Consider the following 16117-nt stretch of genomic DNA (forward strand, 5'->3'; position numbering starts at 1 on the left):
AATCTATTACTTTATGCGAACAAAGCAAGGTTGGAAATTTCATACAGAATGTTATACCAAAGACATGTCAATTCGTTTACAATTATTACATACAGATTATTCTGTTAACTATCGCTACAAAAAAAGAGGTGTATATATGAACTTTTCATTTACTAGTTATTTGAGGAGGCTTCGATCGATCTTAATCGGCGTTTTGATTATCAGCTTTCTTCCTTCTATCTTTTTTGGAATCGCACCACTGCAAAGCATGAAGCTTTGGGAGTATACCATCGAAAATCGAAAATACAGTCTTTTCCCTGATATTTTTGATAAGTTTTTTTACTCGATGACGATTTTCTTTACGGCACTGCTTCTAGGTCTCCTAGTAGCGTTATTGCTCACGTTCTTAGCAACACTGCTGCCAAGACCATTAAAACGTGCTGTCTATGGTTTTTTAACACTATTAGAATCTTTGCCAGATCTTTTTATCGTTATCGCGTTACAAGTTTCTGCGGTATATATCTTTAAGAAGACCGGATTATTAATCGCGAACGTGTCTGGTGTCTATGATAACCGCATCTACTTTTTTCCGATTCTAACACTCTCTGTCCTGCCAACGATTCAACTCTTTAAGATTACCTTTCTATTAATGAAAGAAGAACAAAACAAACCATACATAACCGTAGCACGAGCGATGGGACTCGGAAACCTCTATATCACGCTCAATCATGTGTTTCGTAATATCATGACCAGTCTCTTTCAATATTCCAAGACCATCTTTGTTTTCATGCTTTCGAACTTATTCATTCTAGAATACGTCTTTAACTTGAACGGAATCATGACCATCATGCTGAACACGCAAGGTGTTTCTTTTATTATAACGGTCTTGTTTATCGCGATTCCTTTCTCCTTTCTTTTTGAGGTCATGGAATCATACCGCGGAGGCTTAAACGTACAAAAGGAGGATGCAGCATGATCGTTCGATTGCTTAAACAGCCGCAGTTCTTAATCGGGTTTCTATTTATCGTGAGTTTAATTTTATTAAGCTTCTTTTATCCTTCCGTCATGGATGTTCAGAAGGAATCTAAGTTTCTATATGACGAGAATGAAGTCATCGTTGGTGTAGCACCTTTCTCTCCAAAAGACATGCCTCCTTTTGGAACGGATATGAACGGAAAGCACTTATTGTATCTTGTTTTAGAAGGTGCAAAGTATACGATCCTAATTACTTTAATTATCGCTTTTCTTAGAATTTTCTTCGCCCTTTTCTTTTCCTTGTTTCATAGAAAATCGAAGAGTACATTCTTTGACGATATCGTACAAGCTACCCTCTATATTCCAACAGCGATCTTAGCTTATATGTTCATGGTTCCGCTCTTTGTGAAAGACGCTACTGAACCGATGGGCATGATGACTCTTATTGTCGTGCAATGCTTGATACTTGTTGGTATCGGAGTGCCGCCGTTAGTATCAACCTTTTCTGAAGAGATTCGCTCGATCCTAGCAAAAGACTATATCGTCAGTACATTTTCATTAGGATCGAAAAAGCCGTATGTCTTTTACAAACATGTTTTGCCTGAACTCAGCTCTAAACTATTGCTTCTCTTTGCTCAGCAAGCTATTCAAACATTAATCCTATTAGCGCACTTAGGCGTTCTTGCCGTTTTTATCGGTGGATCAAAAACGGTTATGATGGGCGATATCTTCAACTTAACGCCAGCTACCATATCATTGAGCGGAGAATGGGCTGGAATCATCGGCCAATCGTATCAAAAACTCTTAACGGCGCCTTGGATTATTTTAGTGCCGCTATCCTTCTTTGCTTTTACGATTTTCTCGATCAATCTCATGATACAAGGTATACAGAACAGCCTCGAATCTAACAAATCATAAGTGAGGTGTGAAACATGTCTAACAGGCTTTTAGAAATAAACAATCTAAACATATCGTTTGGTAGTGGAAAGAACGTGTTTAACGCGGTTACAGATATAAGTCTCTCCGTTAGTACTGGACAGACTGCCGCTCTTATCGGCGAATCGGGTTCTGGGAAAAGTGTCACTTCCCTATCTGTCCTGAAACTTCTACCAGCTAACGGACGAGCAGAATCAGGCTCTATACGTTTTGACGATAAAGAAATTTTGCAGATGACAGAAAAAGAGATGCAAAAAATAAGAGGCAACGAGATCTCCATGATCTTTCAGGACGCGATCGCCTCACTGAATCCAGCTATGAAGGTGGGTGTTCAGATTACAGAAGGCTTGAAATATCATAAACAGATGCCGAAATCAGAGCTCAGAACAGTTGCCCTCACGCTCCTTGAACAAGTAGGTTTCCATAATCCAGCACACATTTTTGATCAATATCCTTCTCAGCTGTCAGGAGGCATGAAACAGCGTATCTTAATCGCAATGGCCATCTCCTGTAGACCTAAACTGATTATCGCGGATGAACCAACGACCGCGTTAGACGTAACGATTCAAAGGCAGGTATTGGATTTAATCGCTGATTATAAAATACGTGAAGACGCTTCTGTTTTAATGATCACACATGATTTTGGTGTTGTAGCAGAATATGCTGATTGGGTGTATGTCATGTTCGGAGGACGAATCGTAGAATCAGGAGATGTGTTTACGATATTTAATAATCCGATCCACCCTTATACCAAAGGCTTGATCGGCTGCATCCCAAGTTTAGAGAGCGATGGCGATCGTTTAAAGAGTGTTTACGATTATTCGTTTGAAGAAGCAGGATACAAGGGAAGAAAATTCGCACCAGAGACTTATTCCATGGAAAGCAAAGTCTATCATGCCCCGTCCTCTCTAATAGAAGTGGAACCAGGTCATTATGTTCGTCTTTTTGATGAGAGTGAGGTGACGATCGTTGGATAAACATTTGATAAGTATACAAAACCTTTCAAAGTACTTTGTGACGAAAACGGGGACCCATAAAGCAATCGATGGAATCACACTCGATATTTTTAAAGGCGAAACGTTAGGAATCGTTGGGGAATCTGGATCTGGTAAAACGACCCTCGGACGAACGATCATGCGACTGTATGAACCAGAGCACGGAAACATTACGTTTGATGGCCTGGACATCACACATATGCCTGAAAAAAAGTTGCGGCCATACCGCAAAGAATTTCAGATGATCTTTCAAAATCCTTATGAGTCACTCAGCCCTCGTTTAACGGTCGGGGAAATTTTAGAAGAACCGCTTGTTATTCAGAAAATGTTAAGCAAAGAAGAGCGTACGAAGAAAGCGTACAGTCTATTGGAAAAGGTCGGATTGCCGAAGACTTCTTATCTAAAAAAAATTCACGAATTCTCCGGTGGACAGCGTCAGAGAATCGGAATTGCTCGTGCACTGATGCTAGATCCTAAGTTTATTATTGCAGATGAACCTGTCTCGGCCCTCGATGTATCTGTTCAAGCGCAAGTGTTGAATCTATTAAAAGATCTTCAGTCCGAACTAGACCTAACGTGTTTGTTCATCTCACATGATCTTGGCGTGGTTCATTATATGAGTGACCGTGTAGCCGTCATGTACCTTGGCCATCTGATCGAATTGGCACCAAAAGATGAATTGTACCGAAATCCGATCCACCCTTATACGAAATCTCTTTTATCATCTATTCCAATCTCAGACCCTGAGCGTCGGAATGCATACAGAGAACCTATCATTCTGCCAGAGAAACCGCTCTATCCTCCACAGTTGATTCATGTTGGTAACGAGCATTACGTATCTGCGAACATGATCAATATTAAAGAGTTTGAGATTGAGAATGATAGAAAACTAATCCGTAATTGAGTGATTTAAAAAGAGACTGCCCTAAATGAGCAGTCTCCTTTTTTAGGCCAAATTATCATTTTCGCAAAATCACAAACATACTCACACTCATCGCTCCTATAGAAAAAATAGACGCAATGATGACACCGATCCATGCCATGAATAGGTCGTCTCCTGGAAAAGCGGGTTCCAGCGTTGCATAATACCAAAAAATCCATCCTAAGAAAAAGAGAAAAAACGCGCTCCCAATGAACGTCATCTTCACCTTATCCTTCCACGATCCCCTCCACACTTCAGAAAAGATCACCCATGTAAAAAGACTAAGCGGTATGCACATCAATAACCCCGCCATAGCACCATAAGGAAGAAAGAAAAGAATAACAAAAGCTAGTGCGAATAGTGCTGCGTTTGCCACGAATAAAGTTATACCTGCTTGCCAATAGTTCGCACTCATAGGATATTCCTTCAATTTATACGTAATGTTTCTTACAATGCCAATAGAGGCAACATCCCTTTGTTTTGTAATAAGGATTAATGTAAAAACAATTCCAGCTAACAATAAAACTGTCAAATAAACACCCACTTTTTTACAATAAATTAGTCTTATATTATCATTAAAGTAGAGAACTAGAATATAGCTATTTGGTAGGAGACGTAAAAGGAGGCGCCATCGATGTTTGAACTATTTTTATTATTTTTTGCCATTGCCGTAATTGCTCCCCTTGTTATTAAATATACGACTAAACCGAACTATCAAAAGGTTGCAGAAAAAACGGAACTGCCACCGAACTTGGGGATTCGTGAAGATTTACATTTACAAAAAAGTGTAAGGAACATGGAGAAAGCTCTCCCTCGTGAGTTTAAAGAAAAAATAAAGCGCAGATATCTTTCAGAACACCCGAAGGCAACCGAAGCCTACTTTGAAGTTGTATTTTATGAGCTTCAACGCTTCTTTATCATGTGTTCACTTTTAAATAATGTACCTATGTTCAGTAAAAAGGTCGATGACATCTGGCACGAGATGCTAATGTATACGAAGGAATATGAAAAATTTTCTGCCGAACTTTGCGGTGAGCACATTCATCATGCTCCTAATGATGTTGTAGAACCCGATCCACATGGAAGAGCTTGGTTTGATTTTTTGTACGCAAAACTTTTTACGTTTACTGATTTTACACATATCGCTTGGGGTAGTTTCTTTCAAAATCCTCTACACTACGGATTTTTACAAGAGCTGAACTCACTATCTATTGAAGAGTTAAGTAAAAAATACTTTAGAGAAACAGCAAATAAAGAAACCGTTACTGCTCTGCTCACAAAAATTAAAGGAGACATAAAGCGTGTATCGCATGATAAAAATCCTTATACTGGATTAAAGGTTTCGCCACATTCAATAGATAGTGCACCGATCTTAGCTGGCGCGATGCTTTATTATTCCTATAATCATTACGAAGACTATGACATGCACATGGCTAAGTTAAGTCCCGCTTCTAACTATTACTCAGGTAACACGACCGCTTGTGGAAGTGGTTGTGGAAACCACCGTAACGACAACGGCGGACATGACAGCAGCTGCAGCAGTGATAGCGGCAGTAGCTGTGGAAGCAGTTGCGGCAGTGGATGCGGAAGTAGTTAAAGCCTAGCATTACACTCTAAATAAAAGCAAAAGCCCTGCAAGTGATTCAACATCACTTTGCAGGGCTTTCTTCTTAATTCTCTTCTACTTCTTTACGATTCTTTTTAAAGATTTTGGAGAGGACTTCATACACGATTGGCACGATGATCAGCGTCAATAGTGTAGAACTCGCTAATCCTCCGATTACGGTAACGCCAAGGCCTTTTGAAATCAGTCCGCCGCCACCTGAGCCAACCGCCAACGGAATCAATGCTCCGATTGTAGCAATAGCTGTCATCAAGATCGGACGAAGACGTGTTGCTCCTGCTTCTAGGATCGCATCACGCATACTCATTCCTTCACGTTCCATATGAATGATTCGGTCTACAAGTACGATGGCATTTGTTACAACGATACCGATCAACATTAATAGCCCCATCATTACGGATACGGAGATGGTTTCACCTGCAATCAATAGACCTACAAATGAACCAATTACAGCAAATGGAAGTGAGAACAGGATCGCAAATGGTGCGACACCTTCACGGAAGGTTACGACAAGTATGAAATACACGATCGCGATCGCCGCAAGCATAGCCGCTCCAAGCTGTGTAAAGGTTTCGTTCATATCAGCCTGAACACCCGCCACTCCAACTGTAACTCCTTTTGGCATATCCAGTTTATCGATGTCTTTTTGGACTTCCGAAGTGGCTTTGGACATATCATCGCCCAATGCCTTACCAGACACGGTAGCATAATACTCCCCTTTACTTCGGGCAAGGGTATTAAGTGTTGTTCCTTTTTCAACCGTAACGAGCTCAGATAACGGCATTGTCGTGCCTAGAGCTGTTGGTACCTGTCTTGCTAAAATATCATCTACAGACTTAGGTTGTTTCGTTTGCTCCTGCTGAACGATAACGTCTAGTGTATCTCCATCTTTTTCGATCGTCGTTAAGACATCATCCGCTTTCATCGGATTGAGCATCATCACGATCTGACCTGTTGTTAGTCCATATTTTAGAATCTCATTCTGATCGACGTTAAACGTATGCTCGACGAACGCATCCTTCGCGCTTGAAGTAACATCCTCTAACTGATCGTTCTTCTTCATGGCGTCTTCAGCCATCTTTACCGCTTTATTGAGTTTATTCAAATCTTCACTGTAGAACGTATAGCTGACTTCATTTTCAGCTCCTGTTGATGCAGCGAAGTTCTGACTCTTCCATTCGCCTGATTGACCAAGGTCAGCGACATAGTCTTCTATTTCATTTCGCACTTCTGGGAAGTTTTCCATTTCTGGATCAAAGATGAGGTACATGAGTGCCCCGCCTTCTCCTCCACCGGCCATAGCCATCATTGGATCTGCGTTATCTGAAACAGAGATTTGAACGATATCAATATAATCACGTTTTAGCATCTTTTCTTCTAATGCCTCAACGTTTTTCAATGTTTCTTCTTTAAGCTCCCCAGCTTTTGGTGTGTATGTTAAGTACATCACTTTGTCTTCTTCACTGCCCATGAAGCTGAAACCGATGATAGGCGTTAAAGCTAAACTTCCTGCAAGTAAAAGAACTGCCAAGATAGAAGTGATAATTTTATGATTAAGAGATTTATTAAGAATCCCTTTATACCATTTTGCTAATTTACCCGTTTCTTTATGGCTGCTTTCTTTCTTTTCGCTATACAGCTTCTTTTTAAACAAAAAGTGTGATAATGCTGGAACGATTGTTATGGCAACAATGAGAGATGCCCCAAGCGCAAATGTCATCGTTAACGCGAAAGGCGCGAACAGTTCGCCTACCATACCACCCACAAAGATAAGCGGAGCGAATACCGCAACCGTTACGAGTGTGGAAGAAAGGATCGGCTTGAACATCTCAATCGTTGCTTCTCTTATTAACGCACGTCCGTTTAATTTTTCTTCTTTCAAATGCAGTCGTCGATAAATATTTTCTACGACAACGATAGAGTCATCGATTACACGACCGATCGCAACCGTAATCGCCCCTAGTGTCATGATGTTCAACGTGATATCCATCCAGTTAAGCACCAATAACGCCATGAAGATTGAAACTGGGATAGAGATGATTGAAATGATCGTCGATTTAAAATCACGAAGGAATAACAGAATGATCAGCACGGCAATCAATCCGCCAAACAATGCTTTTTCAATCATGGTTGCTACTGAATCTTCAATCGGTTTTCCTTGGTCGAGTGACACATCAATAACAAGACCATCTACTTTTGATTTTTCTTCTTTAATCAGTTCTTTTACACCATTCACGACATCAACGGTGTTGGCTTGCTGCTCTTTCACGATTTGAATGGCAATCGCTTCATCTCCGTTTGTTCGAGAAACGGATTCCACTTTACCAACCGTTTTGATATCCGCAATCTCACTAAGCTTCACAAATGGTGTTGGGTTTGTTGCAGATGGTGTTACCGGAATCATCATGTTCTTCAGTTCATCCGAAGTCATGAACTTTCCATCAACGGCAACTGCTTCTTCCCCTTTTTCAAACTCATACAGTCCTAATGAAACAGCCATGTTGCTTGCTTGAATCATTTCTTTTACTTTATCTTCTGTGAGATCATACTGTGTCATCTTATCTTTTTTATATGTAAGATCCACTTCTTCAATGTGCTGCCCCGTAATTTTCGCGGATGCCACACCATCGATTTTCTCGATCTTAGGAAGAATAATCTCTTCAACTGTTGAAGTTAATTCAACGATATCCTCTTTCGTACTACTTACACTGAGTGCTGCAACAGGCATCATATTCATGCTGATCGCTGTTACAGTCGGCTCCTCAGCTGTTTCTGGCAACTCGACTGCATCCAGTGCAGATTGGAGCTCACGTTTTGCCTCGTCCATGTCTATACCGTATTCGTACTCCACTTGGAGATTAGACATGTTCGAATAAGAATTCGAGTACACAGCTTTAACATCTTCAAGTCCTTCTACCGCTTTTTCGATCGGCATCGAAACATCTTCCATTACTTTCTCTGGAGTAGCTCCAGGATAAACGTCCATCACCATCAAGTATGGAATTGAAACATCAGGAATCGTTTCCATATTCATGCGTGTTCCAGAATAAATACCTGAGACTGTTATAATAATGGTAAGCAGCCATACAGCTAATTTATTCATTAAGACAAAATTAACTAAACCTTTCATTCATCCACCAACCCCTAATTGACTTATCCAACTCAATTATTTATACTAATGACTGATTGGTCATTTGTCAATGAATTACTTAGGAGCGATACAATGAGTAAGAAACAATTAATCATGGAAAGTGCCTTAGAACTTTTTGCACAGCAAGGGTTTGACGCCACATCTGTACAACAGATCACAGAACACGCCGGCATCTCAAAAGGTGCATTCTATTTATCTTTTAAATCAAAAGACGAACTGATCAACGGTCTGATCGACCACTTTATGCTGAGTCTCATCTCAGATATTGACCAAGTAGTCAAAAATCATGAAACGGATGCTAATCTTTTATACGAATTCTATCAAGCTGCGTTTCATTCTTTTCAAAAGCATTCTGATTTTGCAAAAATTTTTATTAAAGAGCAATCCAAAACTTTGAATGAAGAGCTTATCTCAAAAATACATCAGTATGATAAACTCATTGATAACATCATTCTAGGTATGTTAGACCGCATATATGGGGAAGAAATCTCACAGACTCGTTATGATTTAATTTATTGTGTGAAGGGCTTCATTCATACGTATTCACACCTGATCCTGTTCTTTGACGTTCCACTGGATCTTCATACATTGAGTCGTTCACTTGCAGAGAAAACAGCACTGCTCGCCAAACATTCAGAAACGACATTTATCACAGAAGAGCTTTACCATACGATAAATGAGCCTTTTCATGTTCATGTCACTAAGGAACAGCTGTTAGAAATGATGGAGCAAAAGATAGAGGAAGTGGATGATTCAACGTTAAAAGAGTCATTGAATCTCCTGAAACAACAGATGATTGAGCCAAGTCTCAGTCCTGCTATTGTAAAAGGGTTGATCTTAAATCTGAATAATCATCCAGCATGTAAGCAGATTGCTTTTTTGATTCAGGGTTGTCTGAATAGTGATTGAAACAAAAAAATCCTCCCGTAGTAACAGGAGGATTTCTTTGTTTTAGACTTTCTTCGTTGCAAGTTGATTGGAGTGTAAGGTGCGAGACTCCTGGGGGATAAGCGGGACAGGTGAGACTCTTAACAGCGCATAGCGCTAAGAGGCTCACCGCACGCCCCCCGGAAAGGGAGCACCTGGAACGGAAATCAACCACTCTCCTAATCAACAAAGCATACCAAAACAAGTCATAATTATCTCTTTTTAAGTTCTTCCACAATCAGCTTGTTTACAAGTGGAGGGTTTGCTTTCCCTTTTGTTTCTTTCATCACTTGCCCAACAAGGAATCCGACTGCTTTTTCTTTTCCGTCTTTATAATCCGCAACGGATTGCTCGTTCGCATCAAGGATCTTCACGACGATTTCGCGGATTGCTCCTTCGTCTGAGATCTGCACGAGACCTTTTTCCTTTACGATTTTCTCTGCGTCGCCACCGTTCTCAATCAACTCTTTGAAGACCGTCTTCGCGATCTTGTTAGAGATCGTTCCGTCAGCGATCAGCTTAATCATACCAGCAAGACCTTCAGCTGTTAGAGCCGTTTGATCGAGCTCTTTGTTTTCATTATTTAAGTACGCGCTCACTTCACCCATGATCCAGTTGGAAGCTTGCTTCGCATCTGCACCTGCTGTAATTGTCGCTTCGAAGAAATCAGCCATCTCTTTTGTCATCGTTAATACTTTCGCGTCATATTCAGGTAGACCGAAGTCACCTACATAACGCTTTTGACGAGCATCGGGTAGCTCCGGAATGTCCGATTTCACACGATCCATCCACTCTTCATCGATAAAAATGGATACGAGGTCAGGCTCTGGGAAGTAGCGATAGTCGTCAGATCCTTCTTTTACACGCATCAGGATTGTCGTTTTCGTCGCTTCATCATATCGGCGAGTCTCTTGAAGAATCTCTCCTCCAGCTGAAACCACTTCACGCTGACGCTTCTCTTCATGCTCTAACCCTTTTTGTACGAAAGCAAACGAGTTTAAGTTCTTGAGCTCTGCTTTTGTTCCAAACTTCTCTTGACCTACTGGACGAATTGAGATGTTCGCGTCACAGCGCAATGAACCTTCTTCCATCTTACAGTCAGATACACCTGTATATTGAATGATCGCTTTAAGCTTTTCTAAATACGCATAAGCTTCTTCTGGCGTACGAATATCCGGCTCAGATACGATTTCAACAAGAGGCGTTCCTTGACGGTTCAAATCGACAAGCGATCCGTCTGCTGTATGCGTCAGCTTACCTGCATCCTCTTCCATATGGATACGCGTGATGCCGATTTTCTTTTTGTTTCCGCCCACTTCGATCTCGATCCAGCCATGTTCACCGATCGGCTTATCAAACTGTGACACTTGGTAGGCTTTCGGATTATCTGGATAAAAGTAGTTCTTGCGGTCAAATTTTGTTTCTCTATTGATTTCGCAGTTAAGCGCAAGTGCTGCACGCATCGCAAAATCTACAGCTTGATGGTTCACAACAGGCAACACGCCAGGATGTCCTAAACAGATCGGACACACATTCGTGTTTGGCGGTGCACCAAAGTTTGTAGAACAGCCACAGAAAATCTTAGTGTTCGTTTTTAATTCAACGTGTACTTCTAATCCAATTATCGTTTCAAATTCGCTCATTTTCTGCACCCCCTACAGCTTCGGCTTTTCTGTGTGATGATCTGTTGCTTGTTCAAACGCATGTGCTACGCGATAAATCGTGCTCTCGTCAAAATGCTTACCGATGATCTGAAGTCCGATCGGCAGTCCATCTGAGAATCCACAAGGTACAGAGATCGCAGGCACACCTGCTAAGTTAACCGGAATTGTTAGAATATCGTTCATGTACATCGTTAAAGGATCTTTCGTCATAGATCCACATTTAAACGATGCAGATGGCGTTGTCGGCCCGATGATCACATCATATTTTTCAAAAATGTTCGTAAAGTCTTCTTTAATCAGCGTACGAACTTTTTGTGCTTTTTTATAATAAGCATCGTAGTATCCAGAGCTTAACGCGAACGTTCCAAGCATGATGCGGCGTTTTACTTCCTCACCAAACCCTTCGCTTCTAGACTGCTTGTACATCTCGATCAAGTTCTCGCTGTTATCTGAACGCAGTCCGTAACGAACGCCATCAAAACGTGAAAGGTTAGCAGAAGCTTCAGATGATGACAGCAAGTAGTATGTTGCAAGCGCATAACGAGAGTGCGGCAGAGACACTTCCTCCCATGTTGCTCCAAGTCCTTCAAGTATTTTTAGAGCTTCCATCACACGCTCTTTTACGCCAGGCTCTACACCTTCACCTAGGTATTCTTTTGGAACCGCAATCTTAAGTCCTTTTACATCACCAGTAAAAGAAGCCAAGTAATCTGGGATGTCCACTTTTGCAGAAGTAGAATCCATCGGGTCGTTCCCTGCAATGGCTTGCAGTAGGTATGCATTGTCTTCAACGTTACGCGTTACAGGACCGATCTGGTCGAGTGATGACGCGAACGCGACTAAGCCGTAACGAGAAACCAGTCCGTACGTCGGCTTTAATCCAACAACCCCACAGAACGCAGCAGGCTGACGGATCGAGCCACCTGTATCAGAGCCTAGTGAGAAGAGTACTTCACTAGCTGCGACGGATGCCGCAGACGCACCGGAAGAACCTCCTGGTACACAAGAAAGGTCCCACGGGTTATGAGTTGGGTGGAATCCGGAGTTCTCGTTTGATGAGCCCATCGCAAACTCGTCCATGTTCAATTTTCCGATCGTGATCGTGTCCGCTTGATTCAAGCGTTCCACAACGGTTGCATCATAGATCGGTTCGAAGTTTTCTAAAATTCGAGACGCACATGTTGTACGAATCCCTTTTGTTACGATGTTATCTTTGATTCCGATCGGCATACCAAAGAGCAGTCCTCTGTCAGCACCGGAAACGAGCTTTTCATCTAATTGTTTAGCCTTAATGCGGCTGTATTCTTCATTTAAGGTTAAAAACGCCTTTACTTTACCATCTACTTGATGAATGCGGTCAAACGTCGCATCCACAATGTCAGTTACACTCAATTCTTTTGTATGTAATAACTGATGCAGTTCTGAGATCTTTTTATCTAAAATCGACATACGTGGTCTTTCCTCCTACTCCAAAATGTTCGGAACTTTAAACTGGCCATCTCTTTCTGAAGGCGCATTTTTCATCGCCTCATCAACTGATACAGAATTTCTCACTTCGTCTTTGCGAAGGATATTCTTCAGTTCCAGAACGTGTGTAGTCGGCTCCACGTTATCTGTATCGAGTTCGTTCAGTTCTTCAGCAAACCCGATGATCTTATCTAATTGTTCAGTCAGCATTTCGGCTTCTTCCTCCGTAACCGCTAACCTGGCTAAATGCGCCACGTGCTTCACTTGATCTTTCGAAATTCGAGACAAGCATGCCACCTCCAAGACTTTCTATACGAAAAGTATTATTCTGATGATAACAAAAAGCTTGCTGTATAAGCAACTTGAGGACGGAACATTCACGAAATTGAGTTATTTTTATGGGGTTTTTGTGGGATTTGGGGTTTGGTTTGCAGGTGCGCTTGTTTACGCGTTCGCCGGTAAATGGGTTGTGAGCACCGATGTGACGCGTGTGACCACCTGAAAATGCACCGCTACCACCTGAAGGCATCACTAATGCCGTACAAACAGCTCTCAAGATATAAAAAAGAATCTACTTTTACGTAGATTCTTCCGTATAGATACTTAAATCATTTAAATTCCCCACTCATGAAGCTCTAAACGACGTACGCCTTCTTTAACGTAAGGATCTTCTTCTGCTAATTGTTTCGCCTCGTCTAGTGACTCCGCTTTATAAACGACCATACCGCCTGCTCCGTCTAAAAATGGTCCTTTTAGATGAACTTTATCTTGTGTCACAAGCTCTGCTAGGTAATCGAGATGTGCCTGACGGAACTCTTGATTAAGCTCTGGTTTTTCCATATGTAAAATTGCTGCGAAATATGTCATGTTTGTTACCTCCCTCATTGTTACTCTCATCTTACTATAGTCAGCTCCATGCACAAAAGAAAAACATCCGGTCAGGAAAACCAGATGTCTTAATCTTTTCCGTAGCTCGAATCTTTCGTAGGATGGTGAAGCATCCCTTCTTTTGGCGGTGCTTTCTTTTCGATCAAGTCCCGGTTCATGTTCGTGTTCCAGCCGATATCATTGGTAGGATGCACCCACTCTTCACCTGCCATCACCTCTGGATCTGTGTCTGTGCTCCAGTTGTTGAGTGGTGAATTGGACGAATCGTAAAAGCTATCTCCGATTACGACACCGTGTTCATTTACAAACGGTGCTTCCATCTTCATTCCTGTACCTTTAAAATCAGGAGAACTGATCTGATGAGGCAGCGTTTCATCCAGATCGACTTCAGGAACACTCTTCTGTTGCTTTTTATCTTTTGACATCTTCACACCTGCTTCCATATCGTTATACGATTAACTTTTCCTGAAGCGGCGTGTACAATCCATTTTTTCTTTGCAGATTGTGTGAAGACTTATAAATTTTTTTGAGGACTTATAAAAAAATTTGAAGACTTATAAATTTTTTTCAAGACTTATAAATTCTGATGAAGACTTATAAATGAAAAATCCCTACATAAAAAACCCTTTCTCAGGCGAGAAAGGGCACAATTTTGATAATTAAAGTGTTTCTGAAGTTGTTTTTGCTTGCATGTGAAGTGTTAGGTAGTCTGGGCCACCAGCTTTTGAGTCAGTTCCAGACATGTTGAATCCGCCAAATGGCTGGTATCCAACGATTGCACCTGTACATCCACGGTTAATGTAGAAGTTACCTACGTGGAACTCTTCACGCGCGCGCTCGATGTGCTCACGGTTGTTTGAAAGAAGTGCACCTGTAAGACCGTAATCTGTGTTGTTTGCGATTTCCATCATGTGATCGAAGTCACGCGCTTTACACACAGCTACAACTGGTCCAAAGATTTCTTCTTGCATCAAGCGAGCTTTTTCATCAACGTCAGCAAAGATCGTTGGCTGGATGAAGTAACCTTTAGAGTCGTCGCCTTCTCCACCGGTCATCAGACGGCCTTCTTCTTTACCGATTTCAATGTACTTCATGATTTTGTTGAAAGAAGCTTGATCGATTACCGGCCCCATGTATGTGCCAACTTCTTCTGGGCTGCCCATTGTTAGAGTCTTAGTAAGAGCTACAGCTTTTTCTAAAACTTCGTCATACACGTCTTGGTGGATAACGGCACGAGATCCAGCAGAACATTTTTGTCCAGAGAATCCGAATGCAGAGTAAACGATTGAGCTAGCTGCTAATTCAAGATCAGCGTCACGGTCAACAACAACTGTGTCTTTTCCGCCCATTTCAGCAATTACACGCTTCAACCAGATTTGGCCAGGGTGTACTTTTGCTGCGCGCTCATAGATACGGCAACCAACTTCACGAGAACCTGTGAATGATACAAAACGCGTTTTCGGGTGGTCTACTAGGTAATCACCGATCTCTGCTCCGCTTCCAGGAACAAAGTTAAGTACACCTGCAGGAAGTCCTGCTTCTTCCATCACTTGAACGAACATCGCTGCAATAACCGGAGTTGAGTTCGCTGGCTTCAACAATACTGTGTTACCAGAAACGAACGCAGCTGCTGCAGTACCTGCCATGATCGCAAACGGGAAGTTGAATGGAGAGATAACGATACCTACTCCAAGTGGAATATAGTTAAATTTATTGATTTCGCCATCGCGGCTTACTACTGGTTGTCCAGCTTTAAGTTTGATCGCTTGACGTGCATAGTATTCTAAAAAGTCGATAGCTTCAGCTGTGTCAGCGTCTGCTTCTTTCCATGGCTTACCTGCTTCTTTTGTAAGCATAGCGGAGAATTCATATTTACGGCGGCGGATGATCGCTGCTGCACGGAACAAGATGTTCGCGCGGTGCTCAGGATCCCACTTTTTCCAAGATTCGAAAGCTGTTAATGCAGCTTGCATCGCTTGCTCAGCATGATCTTGAGTCGCTTTAGAAACAGATCCAATCACTTCTTCTTTGTTAGCTGGATTTATAGAAACAATCTTCTCATCTGTCGTGATTTTTTCACTGCCGATAACAAGTGGAAACTCTGTACCAAGCTTTGAGTTAATAAGCTTCAAGCCTGCTTCATAAGCTTCCTTGTTTGCAGGAACTGAAAAATCCATAAATGGTTCATGACGGTATTCACGTGTCATAATAAATTCCCCTCCTATTAAAGCGTTTTCATTATTGGGTTTCCCACGTTCATTCTACATGAACATAGCGGTTTGTTCAAACAAACTGATAATAGTCAGAATTCTTTATTTTCAAGGGATATCGTGCATTTTTGTATCTTTTTTCTTTGTAGTGAATGAATAGTAAAGTTTTTCGTGATTTGTTTAGAAGATTTAAAGTGTGAAACGAATAAATATGAGTTTTAGTCGCTGTTAAGTATATTTTTCCAAGAGAGTCCTTGAAAGTGGTTCACTTTTGTTCAATATAGTTCCGTTTTGTACTGCACAGAGCTGTCTTCAGGTGGTCGCGATGCAATTTCAAGTGGTAACATGCGTGTTATCAGTGCTCACAACCACTTTACAG

The 16117-nt window shown here is 41.5% G+C and carries 14 protein-coding genes; 6 read left to right on the forward strand and 8 right to left on the reverse strand.

Features of this window, described 5'->3' with window-relative positions; translation table 11 throughout:
* Positions 1-136 precede the first annotated feature (136 nt).
* Genes I5J82_RS18385 through I5J82_RS18400 form a run of 4 tightly spaced genes read left to right on the forward strand, consistent with a single transcriptional unit; the run spans position 137 to position 3789 of the window.
* On the forward strand, positions 137-955 hold the full coding sequence (locus tag I5J82_RS18385; protein ID WP_198769243.1) for an ABC transporter permease subunit: 819 nt from the start codon (positions 137-139) through the stop codon (positions 953-955).
* Positions 952-1872, forward strand: coding sequence for a hypothetical protein (locus tag I5J82_RS18390; protein ID WP_198769244.1), 921 nt, complete (start codon positions 952-954; stop codon positions 1870-1872). The genes I5J82_RS18385 and I5J82_RS18390 overlap by 4 nt, the downstream gene beginning before the upstream one ends.
* A 14-nt stretch (positions 1873-1886) precedes the next feature.
* Positions 1887-2867: an ABC transporter ATP-binding protein gene (locus tag I5J82_RS18395; RefSeq protein WP_198769245.1), complete on the forward strand. Its 981-nt coding sequence runs from the start codon at positions 1887-1889 to the stop codon at positions 2865-2867.
* Positions 2860-3789 (forward strand): ABC transporter ATP-binding protein, encoded by a 930-nt coding sequence (locus I5J82_RS18400; RefSeq protein ID WP_198769246.1) that lies wholly within the window; start codon positions 2860-2862, stop codon positions 3787-3789. The genes I5J82_RS18395 and I5J82_RS18400 overlap by 8 nt, the downstream gene beginning before the upstream one ends.
* Positions 3790-3844: 55 nt before the next feature.
* Here I5J82_RS18400 and I5J82_RS18405 read toward each other — a convergent pair whose 3' ends face one another.
* Positions 3845-4339 carry a hypothetical protein gene (locus I5J82_RS18405; RefSeq protein ID WP_198769247.1) on the reverse strand — a complete coding sequence of 165 codons (495 nt, stop codon included), beginning with the start codon at positions 4337-4339 and terminating at the stop codon, positions 3845-3847.
* A gap of 102 nt (positions 4340-4441) precedes the next feature.
* Here I5J82_RS18405 and I5J82_RS18410 point away from each other — a divergent pair, with 102 nt between their 5' ends.
* Positions 4442-5404, forward strand: coding sequence for a glycine-rich domain-containing protein (locus tag I5J82_RS18410; RefSeq protein WP_198769248.1), 963 nt, complete (start codon positions 4442-4444; stop codon positions 5402-5404).
* Between the two features lie 73 nt (positions 5405-5477).
* Here the strand turns inward: I5J82_RS18410 and I5J82_RS18415 are convergent, their stop codons facing one another.
* Positions 5478-8561 carry an efflux RND transporter permease subunit gene (locus I5J82_RS18415; protein ID WP_198769249.1) on the reverse strand — a complete coding sequence of 1028 codons (3084 nt, stop codon included), beginning with the start codon at positions 8559-8561 and terminating at the stop codon, positions 5478-5480.
* Positions 8562-8654: 93 nt separating this feature from the next.
* Between I5J82_RS18415 and I5J82_RS18420 the strand changes: the two genes are divergently transcribed.
* Positions 8655-9491, forward strand: coding sequence for a TetR/AcrR family transcriptional regulator (locus tag I5J82_RS18420; RefSeq protein WP_198769250.1), 837 nt, complete (start codon positions 8655-8657; stop codon positions 9489-9491).
* 230 nt (positions 9492-9721) lie between these two features.
* Here the strand turns inward: I5J82_RS18420 and gatB are convergent, their stop codons facing one another.
* The 6 genes from gatB to pruA all read right to left on the reverse strand — a co-directional run bounded on the left by gatB (position 9722) and on the right by pruA (position 15735).
* Positions 9722-11152, reverse strand: coding sequence for an Asp-tRNA(Asn)/Glu-tRNA(Gln) amidotransferase subunit GatB (gene gatB / locus I5J82_RS18425; RefSeq protein WP_198769251.1), 1431 nt, complete (start codon positions 11150-11152; stop codon positions 9722-9724).
* A gap of 12 nt (positions 11153-11164) precedes the next feature.
* Positions 11165-12622 (reverse strand): Asp-tRNA(Asn)/Glu-tRNA(Gln) amidotransferase subunit GatA, encoded by a 1458-nt coding sequence (gatA, locus tag I5J82_RS18430; protein WP_198769252.1) that lies wholly within the window; start codon positions 12620-12622, stop codon positions 11165-11167.
* Between the two features lie 15 nt (positions 12623-12637).
* Positions 12638-12928, reverse strand: coding sequence for an Asp-tRNA(Asn)/Glu-tRNA(Gln) amidotransferase subunit GatC (gene gatC, locus I5J82_RS18435; protein WP_137791385.1), 291 nt, complete (start codon positions 12926-12928; stop codon positions 12638-12640).
* 324 nt (positions 12929-13252) lie between these two features.
* Positions 13253-13507 carry a YciI family protein gene (locus tag I5J82_RS18440; RefSeq protein WP_198769253.1) on the reverse strand — a complete coding sequence of 85 codons (255 nt, stop codon included), beginning with the start codon at positions 13505-13507 and terminating at the stop codon, positions 13253-13255.
* Positions 13508-13596: 89 nt separating this feature from the next.
* On the reverse strand, positions 13597-13953 hold the full coding sequence (locus I5J82_RS18445) for a DUF3905 domain-containing protein (RefSeq protein WP_198769254.1): 357 nt from the start codon (positions 13951-13953) through the stop codon (positions 13597-13599).
* A 234-nt stretch (positions 13954-14187) separates the two neighbouring features.
* Positions 14188-15735, reverse strand: coding sequence for an L-glutamate gamma-semialdehyde dehydrogenase (gene pruA / locus I5J82_RS18450; RefSeq protein ID WP_198769255.1), 1548 nt, complete (start codon positions 15733-15735; stop codon positions 14188-14190).
* Positions 15736-16117 lie beyond the last annotated feature (382 nt).

Source organism: Fictibacillus halophilus (assembly GCF_016401385.1).
Lineage (GTDB): Bacteria > Bacillota > Bacilli > Bacillales > Fictibacillaceae > Fictibacillus > Fictibacillus halophilus.